The organism is Halpernia frigidisoli (assembly GCF_900113805.1).
GTDB classification, from domain to species: Bacteria; Bacteroidota; Bacteroidia; order Flavobacteriales; family Weeksellaceae; genus Halpernia; species Halpernia frigidisoli.
This window is the reverse complement of the sequence record NZ_FOQT01000001.1, coordinates 511,751-526,759: the sequence shown is the minus strand read 5'-3', so window position 1 is coordinate 526,759 and position 15,009 is coordinate 511,751. Positions and strand designations below refer to the sequence as shown.

Sequence of the window (15,009 nt, the reverse complement as noted above, 5' to 3'; positions counted from 1 at the left end):
TAATGTTAAAAATCAACAAAAACGCTTTTTTTAATGGAATGATAACCTGTTATTTCATCAAATTCTTCAAAAGATTTTAAAACTAAAGATTTAAAATTTTCATAATTTTTACCTTTTGGAAGTTTTAGTAAAATTTGATATTGATATAGATTTTTAATTCTGGCAATGGGTGATTTTTCGGGACCTAACACACATTCTGCAGGTAAATACTTTCTTAAAACTGAACCCAAAAACTGCGACGCACGATCAGTCTTGTCTTCTCTTCTGTGCTTTAATTCAATCATCAAAAGTTTCACAAAAGGTGGATAAAGAAACTTTTTTCTTTCCTCTAAAAAATGATTGTAAATTTCGGTAGTGCTATTTTCCTGAATTAATTTAAAAACCGGATGTTGTGGATTATAGGTTTGAATTAAAATTTTTCCTTTACCGGAAACTCTTCCTGCTCGACCAGAAACTTGCGTGATCAGTTGATAAGCTCTTTCTTCCGCACGAAAATCCTGCACGTGCAACAATGCATCGGCTTTGGGAATTGCGACCAATTCAATATTGTCAAAATCCAAACCTTTAGAGATCATTTGCGTTCCAAGAATTATTTCCGCTTCTCCGGTTTCAATTTTTTCGTACAATTGTTCATAGGCAAATTTTTTGCGCATAGAATCAACATCCATTCTGTCAACTTCATTTTCCGGGAAAATTTTTTGTAATTCTTCTTCTATTTGCTCAATTCCGACACCACGCTCGTTGATATTTTCAGAATTACATTTCGGGCAAACTGTTGGTTTTGTCGCTTTTTGACCGCAATAATGACATTTCATTTCACGGGAATATTTGTGGTAAGTCATCACGACATCACAATTGCTGCAGTAATGAACATAGCCGCAAGTTTCACATTCTACAACATTGGCGTAACCACGGCGGTTGTGGAGTATAATATTTTGCTTTTTTTGTTCTAAATTTCCTTTAATTTCTTCAATTAATTTAAAAGAAAAATGACCTTTTGTGAACTGCAGTTTTTGTTCTTCTTCAAAATTTATTAATTCAACTGTTGGTAAATCAACATTTCCAAATCTTTTAGATAAAAAAACGTAAGACAGTTTATCCTTTTTTGCAGCATAATAACTTTCCACAGAAGGCGTCGCAGAACCAAGAATAACATTTGCAGAATAAAATTTAGCCAAAATTTGCGCTGCATCTTTTGCATTAAAATAAGGTGAAACTTCTCGCGGACGATAAGCAAAGTCATGTTCTTCATCGACAATTATTAAACCTAAATTTTGAAAAGGCAAAAAAAGTGCATTTCGAGTTCCGATCAAAACCTTTATCTCATTATTACGGATTTTCCGCCACACTTCTACCCTTTCAAAATCCGTTAATTTTGTGTGGTAAAAACCCAGACTTTTACCATATTTTTTTTCTAATCTTTGGATAATTTGTTTGGTTAAAGAAATTTCCGGCAACAAAAAAAGTACGTTTTTACCATCATTAATACAGTCTTCGATTTTATCTAAATAAAGATGTGTTTTTCCGGAAGCCGTGACGCCATGAAGCAAAACATTTTTATCATTTTCAAAAGCCTGATCTATTTCAGATTTTGCGATCTTTTGAAGTTCAGTCAATGCTTCCAAATCTTCGGTTTTGCCTTCATAGGATTTTAAACGGTCTTTTTGAAGCAAATATTCTTCAATAATTCCTTTATCAATTAAGGCTTTTAATTGTGAATGCGAAAAATTTCCTTCTTCGAAAACGAAAGATTTTTTTACTGGAATATCTTCATTTTCCTGCTGTTTGGATAATATTAAAAGAAAAAGATCTTTTTGTTTCGGCGCATTGTTTAAACTTTTTAAAACTTCTGGTAAAAAATTATCGCGCAAAACATCTTTATTCACTTTTAAATAAGCAACTTCTTTGGCTTTATAAGTTTCTGAAATTTTTTCGTCTACTTCAATATATCGCAGATCGATAAGTGAATTGATGGTTTTTACAATTAATTTTTTGGGAATAAAGGCTTCAATTTCCGCTAAATTGATCATTTGCCGAACTTCCAACGCCTGAATGAGATACATTTCATTCACGTCGAGATTTTCAAAATTTATCTCAACATTTGGTTTTAATTTTAAATAAGTTTCGCTTTCAAGTTTTAAAGAAGACGGAAAGGCAAAACGGTAAATTTCACCAATATTTGACAGGTAATAGTTTGAAAGCCATTGCCAAAATTCCAATTGTTCTTTCGGTAAAATTGGTTTTTCGTCGAGAATATTGATGATTTCTTTGGCAGCAAAAGTTTCAGGTTCGCGATCGTGAAGTTCAGAAACAATTCCGGTATAGATTTTTTTTCCGCCAAAAGGAACTAAAACGCGCATTCCCAATTCTATTTCTTCCACCAAATTGTCCGGAATTTTATAAGTAAAAGTTCCTTTTAAATTTAAGGGCAATATGATTTGGGCGAAATAGATTTGGTTGTCAGTTGTTGGTTGTCGGTTGTCGGTTTTCAGTTGTCAGTTGTCAGTTGGAAAATTCGGAGATAAGTTCACGAAAAGCCTCAAATTTTAAATGAAACTTTTTACTTTTTGCTTTTTACTTAAGAATTCTTTCTGCGTTTTAATTCTTTCGAAATTAATCCTAATTCACGGCCGGTTTGTCCTTTTACAGAAGTGTTTTCCTGCGCTCTTCTCGTCAAATATGGAACAACATCTTTCACTGGTCCGTAAGGTAAGTATTTCGACACATTGTAATTTTTTTCGCCCAAAACGTAAGTAATATTATCACTCATGCCGTATAACTGGCCAAAATATAAATGTTTATTATTATTTTCTAAACCTTTTTCACGCATTTTATCCATTACCAATTCGGTCGATTTTTCGTTGTGTGTGCCGAAAAACGCGGAAACTCTATCTAAATGATTTAAAGTAAAATCAACCGCAGCATTATAATTAATATCTGTCGCTTCTTTCGTTGGCTGAATTGGATCTGGATAATTATTTTCCGCAGCGTGTGCTCTTTCTTTTTCCATATAAGCGCCACGAACGAATTTATAACCTAAATAAAAATTATAATCTTCCGCTCTTTTTAGGTCTTTTTCTAAATATTCCAGTCTTCCGGTTCGGTACATTTGGATGGTATTCCAGATAATTGCTTTCTGCTGATTGTATTTTTTCATCATTTCAAAAAGAAGTTCATCTGCCGCGTGCTGCATCCAGGTTTCTTCTGCATCAGCCATTAACATGACGTTTTTCTCAAAAGCCATTTTGCAAACTTCATCAAAACGGTATTCGATTCTTTGCCATTCTTCTTTTTCGCTGCTCGTCAATTCTTTGCCACTTCCAACTTCTGCGTAGAGATCAATCCTGCCAAAAGCGGTTGGTTTGAAAACCACAAAAGGAATCGCGGGATTTCCTTCGGCGAATTTTATATTTTCTTTTATCTCTGCAAAAGCAGTTTCAAAAGCAGATTCTTCTTCTTTCCCTTCAATGGAATAATCAAAAATACTTCCCACGCCGTGCTTAAACATTTTGTTCACCACTTTTGTGCTTTCTTCGCGCGTTTCGCCACCACAAAACTGGGCAAACAAGGTATATTTTACTATATCGCCAGCGAACGGAACGTTGTTGTGAACAGAAAAATTTAAAATTGAAGTTCCAATTTTCGTTAAAGCCGGTTGCTCAATTAACTTAAACATCCAAAATGCTTTCCTTAGTTCGGCATCAGATTTATCGGAAAAAGCAATTTTTGTATCGTTGAAAACAGACATAAATTCTTGATTATTTTAATAGCCAAATTTACTACTAATATTAATTTTTTTAAATAGTTTTCATTAGAAATATAGACTTTCTTTAATAGTGCTAAATTTGCAAAAAAAATAATTTATGATTTCCCTTCTTGATGATGATTTTTCGGCTTTAAATGAATTTTTAACTGAGTTAAAACCAAGTCAGCTTATAATTTTAGCAGATGAAAATACGCATGAATACTGTCTTCCGCAGCTTTTGGTAAATCTTGAGACTGAGATTCCGTTTGAGATCATCGAAATTGAAGCAGGCGAGGATCTTAAAACAATTGAAACGGCGACACATTTGTGGGAAATTTTAGCTGAATTTAAAACAGACAGAAATGCTTTGGTTATAAATTTAGGCGGCGGCGTTATAACAGATGTGGGTGGATTTGTAGCGTCAACTTATAAAAGAGGAATAAAATTCATCAATATTCCAACGACACTTTTGGGAATGTGCGATGCTTCTATTGGCGGAAAAACAGGTATTGATCATGCGTTCTTAAAAAACATAATCGGAACATTTTCACAGCCGGAAAAAATCTTTTTTTATCCAAAATTTTTAAAAACCCTGCCTTTCGAAGAGTTGCGCAGCGGTTTTGCGGAAATGCTTAAACACGGATTAATTGCCGATGAAAAACACTGGAAAGATCTGATCAGTGTTACAGAACTTTCGGCAGATCATCTTGAAATGCATATCAATAAGTCAATGCAAATTAAGCAGAATGTCGTAGATATTGATTTTAAGGAACAAAATGTCCGAAAAACTTTAAACTTTGGTCATACTTTCGGTCACGCTTTTGAGAGTTTGTTTTTAAAGAAAGAAAATGCCATTCCGCATGGAGAAGCCGTTGCCATGGGAATGATATGCGAAACTTATCTTTCTTTTTTACAAAAATATATCTCGGCAGAAACATCAGATCAGATCATTGCGGCGTTGCAGTTTTATTTTCCTTATCAAGATATTTCGCATTTTTCAAATGAAGAAATTACTCTGTTAATGCTTAATGATAAAAAAAATGATTCAGGAAAAATTAAATTTTCATTACTCGAAACGGTAGGAAAAGGAAATTTTGACATTGAAGTTTCTGAAGAAAATGTGATAAAAACGCTGGATTTTTACAGAAAACTGTCATAGAATTTTATCGAATAACTCAATAAGTAATTTATAATAACTCTAAATAATCTCTCTATAAAATTTCTAATTGACTATATTATAATACTTTAAATAATTTAAAAAGTTAATTAAACGTTTGTTTTACTTTTATTTAAAAAATCAAAATACAAGATGGCAAAGTATTTGAAAGTACGCCAACATCATACCTCTGAAAACAACATAACGAGGTTTAATAAATTTGATAATTAAAAATTAAAAGATTATGAAAAAGTTAGTATTAGCAGCAGCTGTAGCTGTAAGTTCATTGACATTTGCACAGCAATTTGGTATTAAAGGTGGAATGAATGTTTCCTCTTTATCAAAAGATTCAGGATTAAGCGATCAAAAATCTAAAATTGGTTTTAACGCAGGCGCTTTTGTAAATGCACCTCTAGGTTCTAATTTTAGTATTCAGCCAGAGTTAATCTACACACAGTATGGTGAAAAATCTTCCGCTAATAATCAAACAGTGATTGATAATGGTGCAATAAAAACAAACCAAACGATTTCAAGTGCATCCCATTTAGATTACATCGCATTGCCAGTTATGTTTCAATATAACGCAACGCCAAGTTTTTACTTAGAAGCTGGACCAGAATTCGGTTTAAATGTAAATGCTAGTAATAAAGTAAAAAACGAAACTTCTGGAAATACATTAGCAGAAACAGGAAATTATAATGACCAAATCAACAAATTTAATTTAGGAATTGGTATTGGTGCAGGTTATTATTTCACACCACAACTTGGTTTAACTGCAAGATATGTAGCAGGTGTTACTGATATTGCTAAAGACAGACCAAATAACTCTAGTTCAGTAAGAAACAACGTATTTCAAGTTGGTTTAGCTTACAAATTTGCTAAATAGTTTTAGCTAGTTTTAGTATAAAAAATTAAATTCATTATTAAGCCGGACATTTTTGTTCGGCTTTTTTTGGTTAAAAATCTTACGATGCGCAATGTTTCCAGATGAAAGTTGTTATTTATCTGCCAAAATCCCCGAAAGGTTGTTGCACCCTCGCTTTAGGTTTTCGGGACTGTCCGAAAAGTTGTTACACCCTCGTTTGGGACTTTCGGGATCGTCCGAAAGCTTGCTGCACCCAACTTTGGACTTTCGGGAACGCCCGAAAGCTTAAAACATCTGGTTTGGAGTTTTCGGGTAAAATCTTTAAAAGGGGATTTGTTTTTACTTGAACGTGCTATTGATAAGATATTAAAGCATTGCAATGGTATTTGTATAGGAAAGTGATCGATATTCTAGATGGAGAATTTTTATTCCTTTGAAAATAAAAATACCCGTCGATCTTAGCCCGGATGGAAGTGGCATCCTTTTTCTTTTGAAAAAAGAAAAAGATATAACGGACAGCCGGAAATATTTCGAAAGGGAAAAATTACCTTTCTTGCTCCCCAAAAAAAAAGCCCCGTGAAAATTAATTCACAGGACTTTTTATTAACAATTTAAAAAAAAACTATATATGCTTCGGCGAAAAGCCGTCGTCATTTAATTCATGCGGTGTGTAATCTGCGTGCATTTCTGCTTCATAATCTGTTTCACTATTTTTAGAGAAACGTCTGATCAAACCATCAAATATGGAATAAACGACCGGGACAATTACCAGAGTTAAAAATAGTGAGGAAATTAATCCGCCAATTACCACCCAGGCCAAACCGCTGTTCATTTCTGCCGCTGCGCCACTTGCCAAAGCGATCGGAAACATTCCGAAAACCATGGCGATCGTGGTCATCAAAATCGGACGAAGCCGCGCGTGGTTTGCCTGCAACAAAGCGTTGTAAGTAGATTCGCCTTCTTCTTTTCTATGGTTGGTAAAATCTACGATCATAATCGCATTTTTCGCCACCAGACCAATTAACATGATCATCCCTAAAATGGTGAAAACATTAATTGAATTATTGGTTAAAGCCAAAGCAACCAATACACCGATCAAAGCTAAAGGAATTGAAAAGAGAACGACAAACGGATAAACAAAACTGTTGTAAAGCGCGACCATTACTAAATAAACCAAAAGTATGGCTGCACCTAAAGCAAGTCCCAAAGTACCAAAACCTTCTGTTTGATTTTCCTTATCACCAGACCATATCCAGTCGACACCTGTAGGTTTTTTTAATTTTTCAAATTTTGCCTGCCATTCATCAGCGATCGTTCCGGAAGGTTTTCCTACTGCCTGTGCTTCGATGGTTACTGATGGAGATTTATCTCTTCTTTCCAGAAAACTTGGTCCGGAACCTTCTGTGACGGCGGCAAATTGTTCTAATCGGATCTGTTGTCCGGCAGTATTAACGAAAATTAAATTTTTAACATCATCAATCGTTGAGCGTCCTTTTTGGTTGTACTGAATATTGATATCGTATTCATTGTCGCCTGCGCGGTACTTTCCGTCCGTGTTTCCACTAAAAGCGGTTTGCATTGTGACACCAACTGTTTGTAAATTTAAACCCAATAAAGACATTTTATCCCGGTCAACCTGCACATTGATTTCTGGACTTCCGCCTTCGATACTTAGTTTTACCTCAGCCGCGCCGGGAATTGTTCGCAATTGTGCTTCTGCCTGTTTTGCATATTCTAAAGCAGATTTTAAATCTGAACCTGTTACTACCAAAGCCAATGGCGCACGTTCTGCACCCAAAAGTCCGATAGGAACTGTTTTTACTTTTGCACCGACAAGTACATTTTCAAGCTCGCGTTTTAATTTTGCCGCGGCTATGAAAGAATTGTCTTCTCTTTTTGATTTTTCAACTAAAATTACGTCAATTTCAGATTTGTATGCGGTCGCCTGAGCGCCACCAAAACCGTCGCTGGTTTGTCCAACAGTTGTGATAGTTCTCGCAACTTCGCTTTTACTTCTTAGAAATTTTTCAGCTTTTTGCGTCATAAAGTTGGATTGCTCAATTGAAGCATCTTTTGGTAATTCTATTTGCACCAAAAATTCTCCTTTGTCAATTTTAGCGAAAAATTCACCACCGATGAAGCCACCGCCAAATAAGCCGAAAATTGATCCGAAAAATAGAAAAACCACCAATAACATGGTTATTATTTTATTCTTTTTACTTTTTAATGACCAGGTTAAAAGTCCGGAGATCCAGTGTGTGAAATCATCCAGTTTTTTCTCAAAAGCTAAAATGAATCTTTGGAATACATTTTTTCCTGTTAAAACCTCCAATTTTCCAAATCGGGAAGACAGCCAGGGAACGATGGTAAATGAAGACAATAATGAGAGCAAAGTTGCAATCACCACCGTAACACAAAACTGTGAAATAATGTTTGAGACCAAACCTGTGCTTAAAGCGATAGGTAAAAATACCACGACAATTACCAAAGTGATCGCCATTACGGTAAATCCAATTTCGGAAGTTCCATCATAAGCCGCGCGGACTTTATTCTTGCCCATTTCCATATGGCGGTAAATATTTTCAAGAACTACAATTGCATCATCAACCAAAATACCAACAACAAGCGAAAGCCCGAGTAAACTCATTAAATTTAAAGTATATCCCAAAAGATAAATCCCAATAAAAGTAGCGATCAACGAAGCTGGTATGGAAACCATTACGATGAAGGCATTACGAATACTGTGTAAAAATAAAAGCATTACCAAAGCCACCAAACCAACTGCGATCAACAAATCATGCGTTACATTGTCGGCAGCTGTTAATGTAAATTCTGTGGAATCATTTACAATATCAATTTTTACATTTTCTTTTTTATAATCTGTCTGAATTTTTGCGATTGCAGCACGCGTCAGTTCACTTACCTCAACGGCATTTGCATCCGTCTGTTTGACAACCTGAACGATAATTGCCGCTTTTTGATCAACTCTTGCTATTTTTTCTACATCTTTTTGGGCATCCTCTACAAAGGCAATATCTCCCAAACGAACCTGCGCACCATCTTTCGTCTGTAAAACCAGATTATTTAATTCCTCCGTACTTCTGTATTTCCCGGAAAGTCTGATGATTGTAGTATTATCTCTTGTTTTCACATTTCCGGTGGGGAAATCTAAATTTGAACTTAAGATCGCCTGCTGAATTTCCGGTACAGATAATCCGTAACCTTCAATTTTTGCAGGATCGAGATTTACCTTGATTTCACGCTCCTGTCCTCCTATCAAATTTACCTGTGCAACGCCTTTAACTCGTGAAAGTACAGGCTCAATTTTTTTATCTAAAAGATCATAAAAATCTTTCTGATTTAAAGAAGAAGTTGCACCAGCCGTAATAATAGGCAGATCACTAAGGGAAAATTTTAGCAAAGATGGCGGTTTTGCATCTTCCGGAAGATCTGCTAAAATCGCATTGATTTTTCTCTGCGCATCGCTAATGGCATAATTTGTATCAGCTCCAGCATTTAAAGTCACCGTTACCAAAGACAGACTTTCAAAGGATTTCGATTCTACTTTTTTTACATTTTCAAGAGAAGAAATGGCGTCTTCAATTTTCTTTGTAACTGAATTTTCTACCTCACTTGGCGCTGCGCCAGGATAAACTGTGGAAATAGTGATCGTGTTAATATCAAATTTCGGGATCAGTTCATAGCCTAAACTTTTATAACTAAAGATGCCGCCGATGGTAAGAATTGTAAAAAGTACAATAATTAGGGTGGGACGTTTTATCGATATTTCTGCTAATTTCATAAGAATATGCTAATTAATTTTTATGGTCTTATGGAATCGCTAAAGTTTATCAAGGCTAAAATACCATGTTTAAAAATCAGCGATTTCATATGTTTTTATTGTTTTAAATAACCAGAGATTTACCTAAATAACTGGATTTTAAACTTAAATTTTTATTTTGCAACCTGCACTTTCGCACCGTTTGTAAGATTGATCTGGCCGGTTGTTACCACATTTTGATCAGGTTTTAAACCACTGATGATCTCGATCTGATCTCCAAAAATTCTACCCGTTGTCACTTTTGTTAAAGTTACTGAGCTGTCTTTGTTTATCACGAAAACCTGTCCGCTACTTACTCCATCTACAAATGCTTCTTTCGGTACAATTAAAATCGCGTGAGAAATACCTTTGTCTTTAGAAGAAAAAACGGCAGTTCCGTACATTCCCGCGCGCAGTTTATTTTGAGAATTATTATCGATCTGAATTTCCACCGGAAAACTTAAAGAAGCATCTGCCAAAGGCGCAATAAAAGTAATTCTTCCGCTAAATGTTTCTTCCGGGAAAACGCTTGCTTTCACTTCAATTTCATCACCCAAATGTAAATTGGCGACCTGTGTTTCATTAACGGTAACTTTTAGTTTTAAACTGGAAACATTGACAATATCAAACATCTGAGTTCCCGGCGCTACAACACTTCCCGGTTCAATAAAACGTTTATTAACTACACCATTTATAGTTGCTTTTACATTAGTATCTCCCACTCTGATATTGGATTGCTCCAGTTGTGCTTTAGAATTTTTTAGCTGAAGTCTGGAATTATCAACCTGTTGTTTTGTCACGCCACCAGTTTTAAAAGCATTTTCGTAGCGCTGATTATCAATGATAGCATTTTGGTAAGTTGCACGGGCTGTAGAATTATCAACTTCCAATTGGTCTTTTTTAATGGTTGCTAATGTTTGCCCGATTCTCACATAACTTCCTTCATCCACAAAAACACGCACAATTCTTCCGCTGATCTCCGAAGGAAAAGTTAATTCCTGAAATGGCGCAAAAGTTCCGTTTGAAGAATAATCTGTTGAGATATGTTCATATTTTACCACCGCAGAATTTACAATAATTGCAGAATTAGTTTGTGCAACGATCGCCGTCTGTTCCTGGTTTTTTTCTTTATTTCGCTTTAAAGTAAAAGCACCGGCAATAACTAAAATAATGGCTATTGCACCGTAGATAAATGGTCTTGCTTTTTTCATTTTGTATATATTTCTATTAGTTTTTATTTAATGTAATGTTTCAAATCTCCCTGAGATTTGTAATATTGAATTTCTGCGATCTTGTAATCTAAAACAGCATTCGTATAATTATTTTTTGCCTGTACCAAAGAGTTTTCAGCATCAAGCAGATCCGTTAAAGTTGCTAATCCGTATTGATAATTGCTTTTTGAATTACTTAATACTGATTCGGCCAAAGTTACGTTCGCTTTTTGATTGTCAATCGCGGATAAACTGTTGCTGATCTGAGATTTGGCATTTTGATAATCCAGATCTAATGATAATTTTTTGTCTTCAATATCAACATCATTTTTTTCAATTGCGATCTGCGACTGCGCAACTCTTGCCTTTGTTGCAAAACCATTAAAAATGGGAATATTTAGTCCTAAAGAAATGGTAGAATAATCTGACCAGTTCACGCCGTTTGATCTTCCGTTCGTTAAAGGAAAACGATTTCCCTGCCCTTGCCAATTGTAACCTGCATTCAAATTTGCTGTCGGATAATAAGCGGCTTCATCAGCTTTTTTCTGAAATTCAAGCAGTTGTTTTGTCTTCGTTAAAATCTTGATTTCAACTCTCTCATCTGTGGAAACCGTATCGTCTAAAAGATGTGGCGTAATATCCATATCTGCAGGAACTACGGCTATCTCTTTGTTGATAGCCATTCCCATATAAAATTTCAATGCGTTTTCAGCTTGTGAAACTGCATTTTTATTTTGGGAGATGACAGTTTTTATATTTGTTAAATTGACATTTGTTCTGTCAAGGTCAATTTTTTTAGCCAAACCATTATCAAAAAGGCTTTTTATAATATTTCTCGCTTTTTCGGTACTTGTATAATTGCTTTCAAAAGTTTTAAGCTTTTCCTGAGCAGTATAAACCTGGTAATAAGCATTTGAAACGCGCTCGATAATTTGCTCCTGCGTTAAACTTTCATTTAACTGATAAAATTCTTTTGTAGATTTTGCTGCTTTTAAACCCACAAAAACCTGTTGATTAAAAATCGCTTGCGATAAATTAACGCCTGCAACAGAATTCCACTTCTGTCCAAAAGGCACAAGAATAGTTGTTCCCGGCGCGCCAAATATTTCGCCAGGCAAAGCACTTTCCTGCAAAATAGGATTATAAATGAGAGTTGCTGATCCTGTAATTTTCGGCAGTGCACCCGCTTTTGCTTGCATGATCTGGTAATCAGAATTTTTCACATCTAAAGCTGATTTTTTCGCTTCTGCTTTGTTTTGCAGGGCAAATTCTATCGCTTCTTTTAAGGTAATGGTTTGCTGCGCTGCTAATCGGGAAAAAGTTCCTGAAAGAAGCACCGTTCCAATCATTATTTTTGTCCACTTGGTCATTTTCTATAGTTTTTTAATTTTTTTTAAATATTTAAATGATGGTTCTACCTATAATTCAGACTTTATTTTATCTAAAATTTTACGCCCTTTTTCCGTCGTGATAGAGTACAGATAAAATGTCACACCTTCCGCACAAAATGAACTTCTGTCAAATTGCTCATTTTCAAACAAAACAGAATTTTCGAATGACAACATGATCTGTAGAAAAAATCTGATGTTCAGGCTCTCATTAAAATTATCTCTGTAAAGTCCTTCTTCCCGACCCTTTTCAATATTTTTTAATAAAACCTCAGAAATTTTTTCATTCATATTCAGAATATGCTGATCAAAAATGGCGGGATAATATTTTATAAGCTGACGTATAAAAACACTGTGATTTGTACTTGAAAATTTCTCAAAATCCTTATCCTGAATAAGAATTTTTTCAATTGAGTTGGTTTTTTCCGCCTCAATATTTTGTATAGCATCAATTATATTCTGAAGTTTGAAATCCAGAACCGCTGCTAAAAGCTCTTCTTTATTTTTATACTCTTCATACAATGTTCTTTTTGAAATTGAAAGATGCTTTGATACATCATCCATTGTAACGGCTTTTGCGCCATTTTCTAAAAATAACGCTGATACTTTTTCTAAAAAAATTGTTTTTTCACTCATAATCATCTGCAAAGATATTTTAAAAAAACTTAAAAACAAAAATAGTTTTTAAGTTTATTTAATGATTTATTTCATTAATTTTTAATCATTAGTCTGAGGCATATTTTTAATTAGTGTTCTCATTATTATTAATGATTTAAAAATATCATCATTAAAAATGAGGTTTTGAATCTGATAAGAGATATACATTTGTACCACTAACCCCTTAAAATTTTTATGATGAAAAATTTATTATTAAGTGCAGCAACCCTATTTTTAGGAACATTATCTTTTGCACAAGCGAACGTTGACATTACTCAACAAATTGGCAATCTAAATAATGCCAATATAAGCCAGGTCGGAAATTCTAATGAGAACTATATTACCCAAACAGGTAATAGAAATGATGCATCAACTGATCAGCTGGGATCGTTTAACTACAATGAATCTGTAAGTACTGGAAATCGTAATTCAATTGATGTGACACAAGTAGGTTTAGCTAATGAAAATTACACGACACAAGTTGGTAACAGAAATGATGCTGTAGTAGATCAAAACGGTGTAATCAACTTGAGTGTACAAAACCAAACTGGAAACAGAAACTCTGCTACTAATGTGCAGGATGGCTTTTTTAACTGGAGTTTTCAAAACCAAACTGGGAACAGAAATACTGCAGAATCTTACCAATATGGTGATGTAAACACAACTTTCCAAACACAGGTGGGAAATAGAAATTACGCTGGAGCTTTGCAGCTTGGTGATTTTAACACTGCGGATCAATTTCAACTTGGAAACAGAAATTCAGCTGTCGCTTACCAAATTGGCGATTCTAACGTAGTTTCTCAATACCAAGATGGGAACAGAAATTTCGCCTGGGACTATCAACAAGGGAATAACAACTCTATTGATGTAACTCAAATGGGAACTGATCACGTTCATTATGGTGTTCAACTTGGAAACGGAAACTCTCAAACTATTTTCCAAAGCAACTAATTACCTGGACTTATAAATTAGGGAGAAAGATCAACTTTCTCCCTATTTTAATAAAAATCAACTGTTATGAAAATTTTTATTTCTTTAATTTTTTTTAGCGTTCTGGCTAAATCGCAGAGTAATCAGTTTCAACAGATCAATTCGTCAAATATTGGTGCTTTGATGAGTATTTCTGGGGAAAACTCAATAATAGTTTCAGAAAATGTTCTCTCGCAGATCGGTAATTACAATATTGCAAAAATAAATCTCATTGATGATAAAGTTAATCTTCAACAAAATGGAAATAGAAATGAACTTTATTACAGGGATAACAACGGACTTCAATCTTCGAGTATAAATATTATCGAAAATGGTATAAATAATTATATAGACGTTAATGGAAGCAATAGCATTTCTGACGGTATGACGATAAAAATTACTGGAGATAATAGAACCGTAATTGTAAGAAATTATTAAAAACATTGCAATGATAAAATTTTTATTTGTTTTAACATTTCTATCAGCTTTTAATATGATTTTATCTAAAGCCCAAAAAACTCATGATACTGTAGAGATTTCAGCAAAGATCATAATGACGCGGGAAGGTGATATAATGACTTTAAAAGGTACGGCGACAAATAAGAGCAAAGTATTCTATGAATTGAATTATTTACTAATGGTTATTAAACAAGGTTCTGAAGGAAACGCGAATAATAACAAACAGCAGGGTAAATTTGTCATTAATCCGGATGAAACTAAAACTTTGTCGGAAATTTCCATTAATATGAAATCAAGCGACCAGCTTAAAGCCTATCTTTTTGTAAGAGATGAAAATAAAAATTTATTGATATCCAAGGACAGTTTAGAAATAAACGTTGAAAAAAAAAAGTAAATCTGCCAAAAATCATAGCTGATGATATTTCCAAAATTTCGGGAATAGTGATCGATAATACTAAGACGAAATTTGGCAAAGATTTTTTCGATCTTTTTTACACACAATATTCTCAGCTTCTAAAGAAATACGATTTTATTATCACCATTACAGAAAAACCGTCTCTAAATCAAAAAGGACAAATTTTAATAGATGCTGAAGATAAAAATGTTTACGGTTTCATAATGAATCCTAATGAAGAATTTCTTTCATCACAGGTTTACAATCTTTTAAAAATCCTCAATGAATATAATAATAGAAAAGATCTGATCGACAGGGAATCTGCTCCTTAAATTAACTAAGAAT

General features: G+C 34.2%; 12 protein-coding genes. 6 read left to right on the top strand and 6 right to left on the bottom strand.

The genetic code is table 11. The annotated features are described in order from the left end of the window. Positions 1 to 5 precede the first annotated feature (5 nt). Together priA and BM238_RS02510 are read right to left on the bottom strand one after the other, a co-directional pair. Positions 6 to 2,453 carry a replication restart helicase PriA gene (priA, locus tag BM238_RS02515; protein ID WP_090078600.1) on the bottom strand — a complete coding sequence of 816 codons (2,448 nt, stop codon included), beginning with the start codon at positions 2,451 to 2,453 and terminating at the stop codon, positions 6 to 8. Between the two features lie 125 nt (positions 2,454 to 2,578). Beyond that, positions 2,579 to 3,748 (bottom strand): proline dehydrogenase family protein, encoded by a 1,170-nt coding sequence (locus tag BM238_RS02510; protein WP_090078599.1) that lies wholly within the window; start codon positions 3,746 to 3,748, stop codon positions 2,579 to 2,581. A gap of 115 nt (positions 3,749 to 3,863) precedes the next feature. Here BM238_RS02510 and aroB point away from each other — a divergent pair, with 115 nt between their 5' ends. Then, positions 3,864 to 4,904 (top strand): 3-dehydroquinate synthase, encoded by a 1,041-nt coding sequence (gene aroB / locus BM238_RS02505; protein ID WP_090078598.1) that lies wholly within the window; start codon positions 3,864 to 3,866, stop codon positions 4,902 to 4,904. Positions 4,905 to 5,145: 241 nt separating this feature from the next. Beyond that, positions 5,146 to 5,787 carry a porin family protein gene (locus tag BM238_RS02500; RefSeq protein WP_090078597.1) on the top strand — a complete coding sequence of 214 codons (642 nt, stop codon included), beginning with the start codon at positions 5,146 to 5,148 and terminating at the stop codon, positions 5,785 to 5,787. 601 nt (positions 5,788 to 6,388) lie between these two features. On the opposite strand, the gene BM238_RS02495 is transcribed toward BM238_RS02500, so the two are convergent. From BM238_RS02495 to BM238_RS02480, 4 genes are all read right to left on the bottom strand, one after another. After that, on the bottom strand, positions 6,389 to 9,568 hold the full coding sequence (locus tag BM238_RS02495) for an efflux RND transporter permease subunit (RefSeq protein ID WP_090078596.1): 3,180 nt from the start codon (positions 9,566 to 9,568) through the stop codon (positions 6,389 to 6,391). A gap of 152 nt (positions 9,569 to 9,720) precedes the next feature. Then, complete coding sequence (locus tag BM238_RS02490) at positions 9,721 to 10,797, bottom strand: efflux RND transporter periplasmic adaptor subunit (protein WP_090078595.1); 1,077 nt, start codon at positions 10,795 to 10,797, stop codon at positions 9,721 to 9,723. A 23-nt stretch (positions 10,798 to 10,820) separates the two neighbouring features. Next, the gene (locus BM238_RS02485) at positions 10,821 to 12,167 is read right to left on the bottom strand and encodes a TolC family protein (protein WP_090078594.1); all 1,347 of its coding nucleotides are present in this window, start codon (positions 12,165 to 12,167) and stop codon (positions 10,821 to 10,823) included. Positions 12,168 to 12,215: 48 nt separating this feature from the next. After that, entirely contained in the window at positions 12,216 to 12,821 is a 606-nt protein-coding gene (locus tag BM238_RS02480) for a TetR/AcrR family transcriptional regulator (protein ID WP_177205411.1), read from the bottom strand. Positions 12,822 to 13,040: 219 nt separating this feature from the next. On the opposite strand from BM238_RS02480, the gene BM238_RS02475 reads away from it, so the two are divergent. From BM238_RS02475 to BM238_RS02460, 4 genes are all read left to right on the top strand, one after another. Beyond that, positions 13,041 to 13,793: a hypothetical protein gene (locus BM238_RS02475; protein WP_090078592.1), complete on the top strand. Its 753-nt coding sequence runs from the start codon at positions 13,041 to 13,043 to the stop codon at positions 13,791 to 13,793. A gap of 66 nt (positions 13,794 to 13,859) precedes the next feature. Then, a complete protein-coding gene (locus BM238_RS02470) occupies positions 13,860 to 14,249 on the top strand; it encodes a hypothetical protein (RefSeq protein WP_090078591.1) in 390 nt (129 codons plus the stop codon). 10 nt (positions 14,250 to 14,259) lie between these two features. Beyond that, on the top strand, positions 14,260 to 14,664 hold the full coding sequence (gene csgH, locus BM238_RS02465) for a curli-like amyloid fiber formation chaperone CsgH (protein WP_143093336.1): 405 nt from the start codon (positions 14,260 to 14,262) through the stop codon (positions 14,662 to 14,664). 47 nt (positions 14,665 to 14,711) lie between these two features. Next, positions 14,712 to 14,996, top strand: coding sequence for a CsgE family curli-type amyloid fiber assembly protein (locus tag BM238_RS02460; protein ID WP_177205410.1), 285 nt, complete (start codon positions 14,712 to 14,714; stop codon positions 14,994 to 14,996). Positions 14,997 to 15,009: the final 13 nt, after the last annotated feature.

What these genes read in the sequence shown, in the direction of transcription:
- aroB (WP_090078598.1), top strand. Translation starts at nt 3,864, where the DNA reads ATGATTTCCCTTCTTGATGATGATTTTTCGGCTTTAAATGAATTTTTA.
- BM238_RS02495 (WP_090078596.1), bottom strand. Translation starts at nt 9,568, where the DNA reads ATGAAATTAGCAGAAATATCGATAAAACGTCCCACCCTAATTATTGTA.
- csgH (WP_143093336.1), top strand. Translation starts at nt 14,260, where the DNA reads ATGATAAAATTTTTATTTGTTTTAACATTTCTATCAGCTTTTAATATG.
- BM238_RS02500 (WP_090078597.1), top strand. Translation starts at nt 5,146, where the DNA reads ATGAAAAAGTTAGTATTAGCAGCAGCTGTAGCTGTAAGTTCATTGACA.
- BM238_RS02480 (WP_177205411.1), bottom strand. Translation starts at nt 12,821, where the DNA reads ATGAGTGAAAAAACAATTTTTTTAGAAAAAGTATCAGCGTTATTTTTA.
- BM238_RS02490 (WP_090078595.1), bottom strand. Translation starts at nt 10,797, where the DNA reads ATGAAAAAAGCAAGACCATTTATCTACGGTGCAATAGCCATTATTTTA.
- BM238_RS02470 (WP_090078591.1), top strand. Translation starts at nt 13,860, where the DNA reads ATGAAAATTTTTATTTCTTTAATTTTTTTTAGCGTTCTGGCTAAATCG.
- BM238_RS02510 (WP_090078599.1), bottom strand. Translation starts at nt 3,748, where the DNA reads ATGTCTGTTTTCAACGATACAAAAATTGCTTTTTCCGATAAATCTGAT.
- BM238_RS02485 (WP_090078594.1), bottom strand. Translation starts at nt 12,167, where the DNA reads ATGACCAAGTGGACAAAAATAATGATTGGAACGGTGCTTCTTTCAGGA.
- BM238_RS02475 (WP_090078592.1), top strand. Translation starts at nt 13,041, where the DNA reads ATGAAAAATTTATTATTAAGTGCAGCAACCCTATTTTTAGGAACATTA.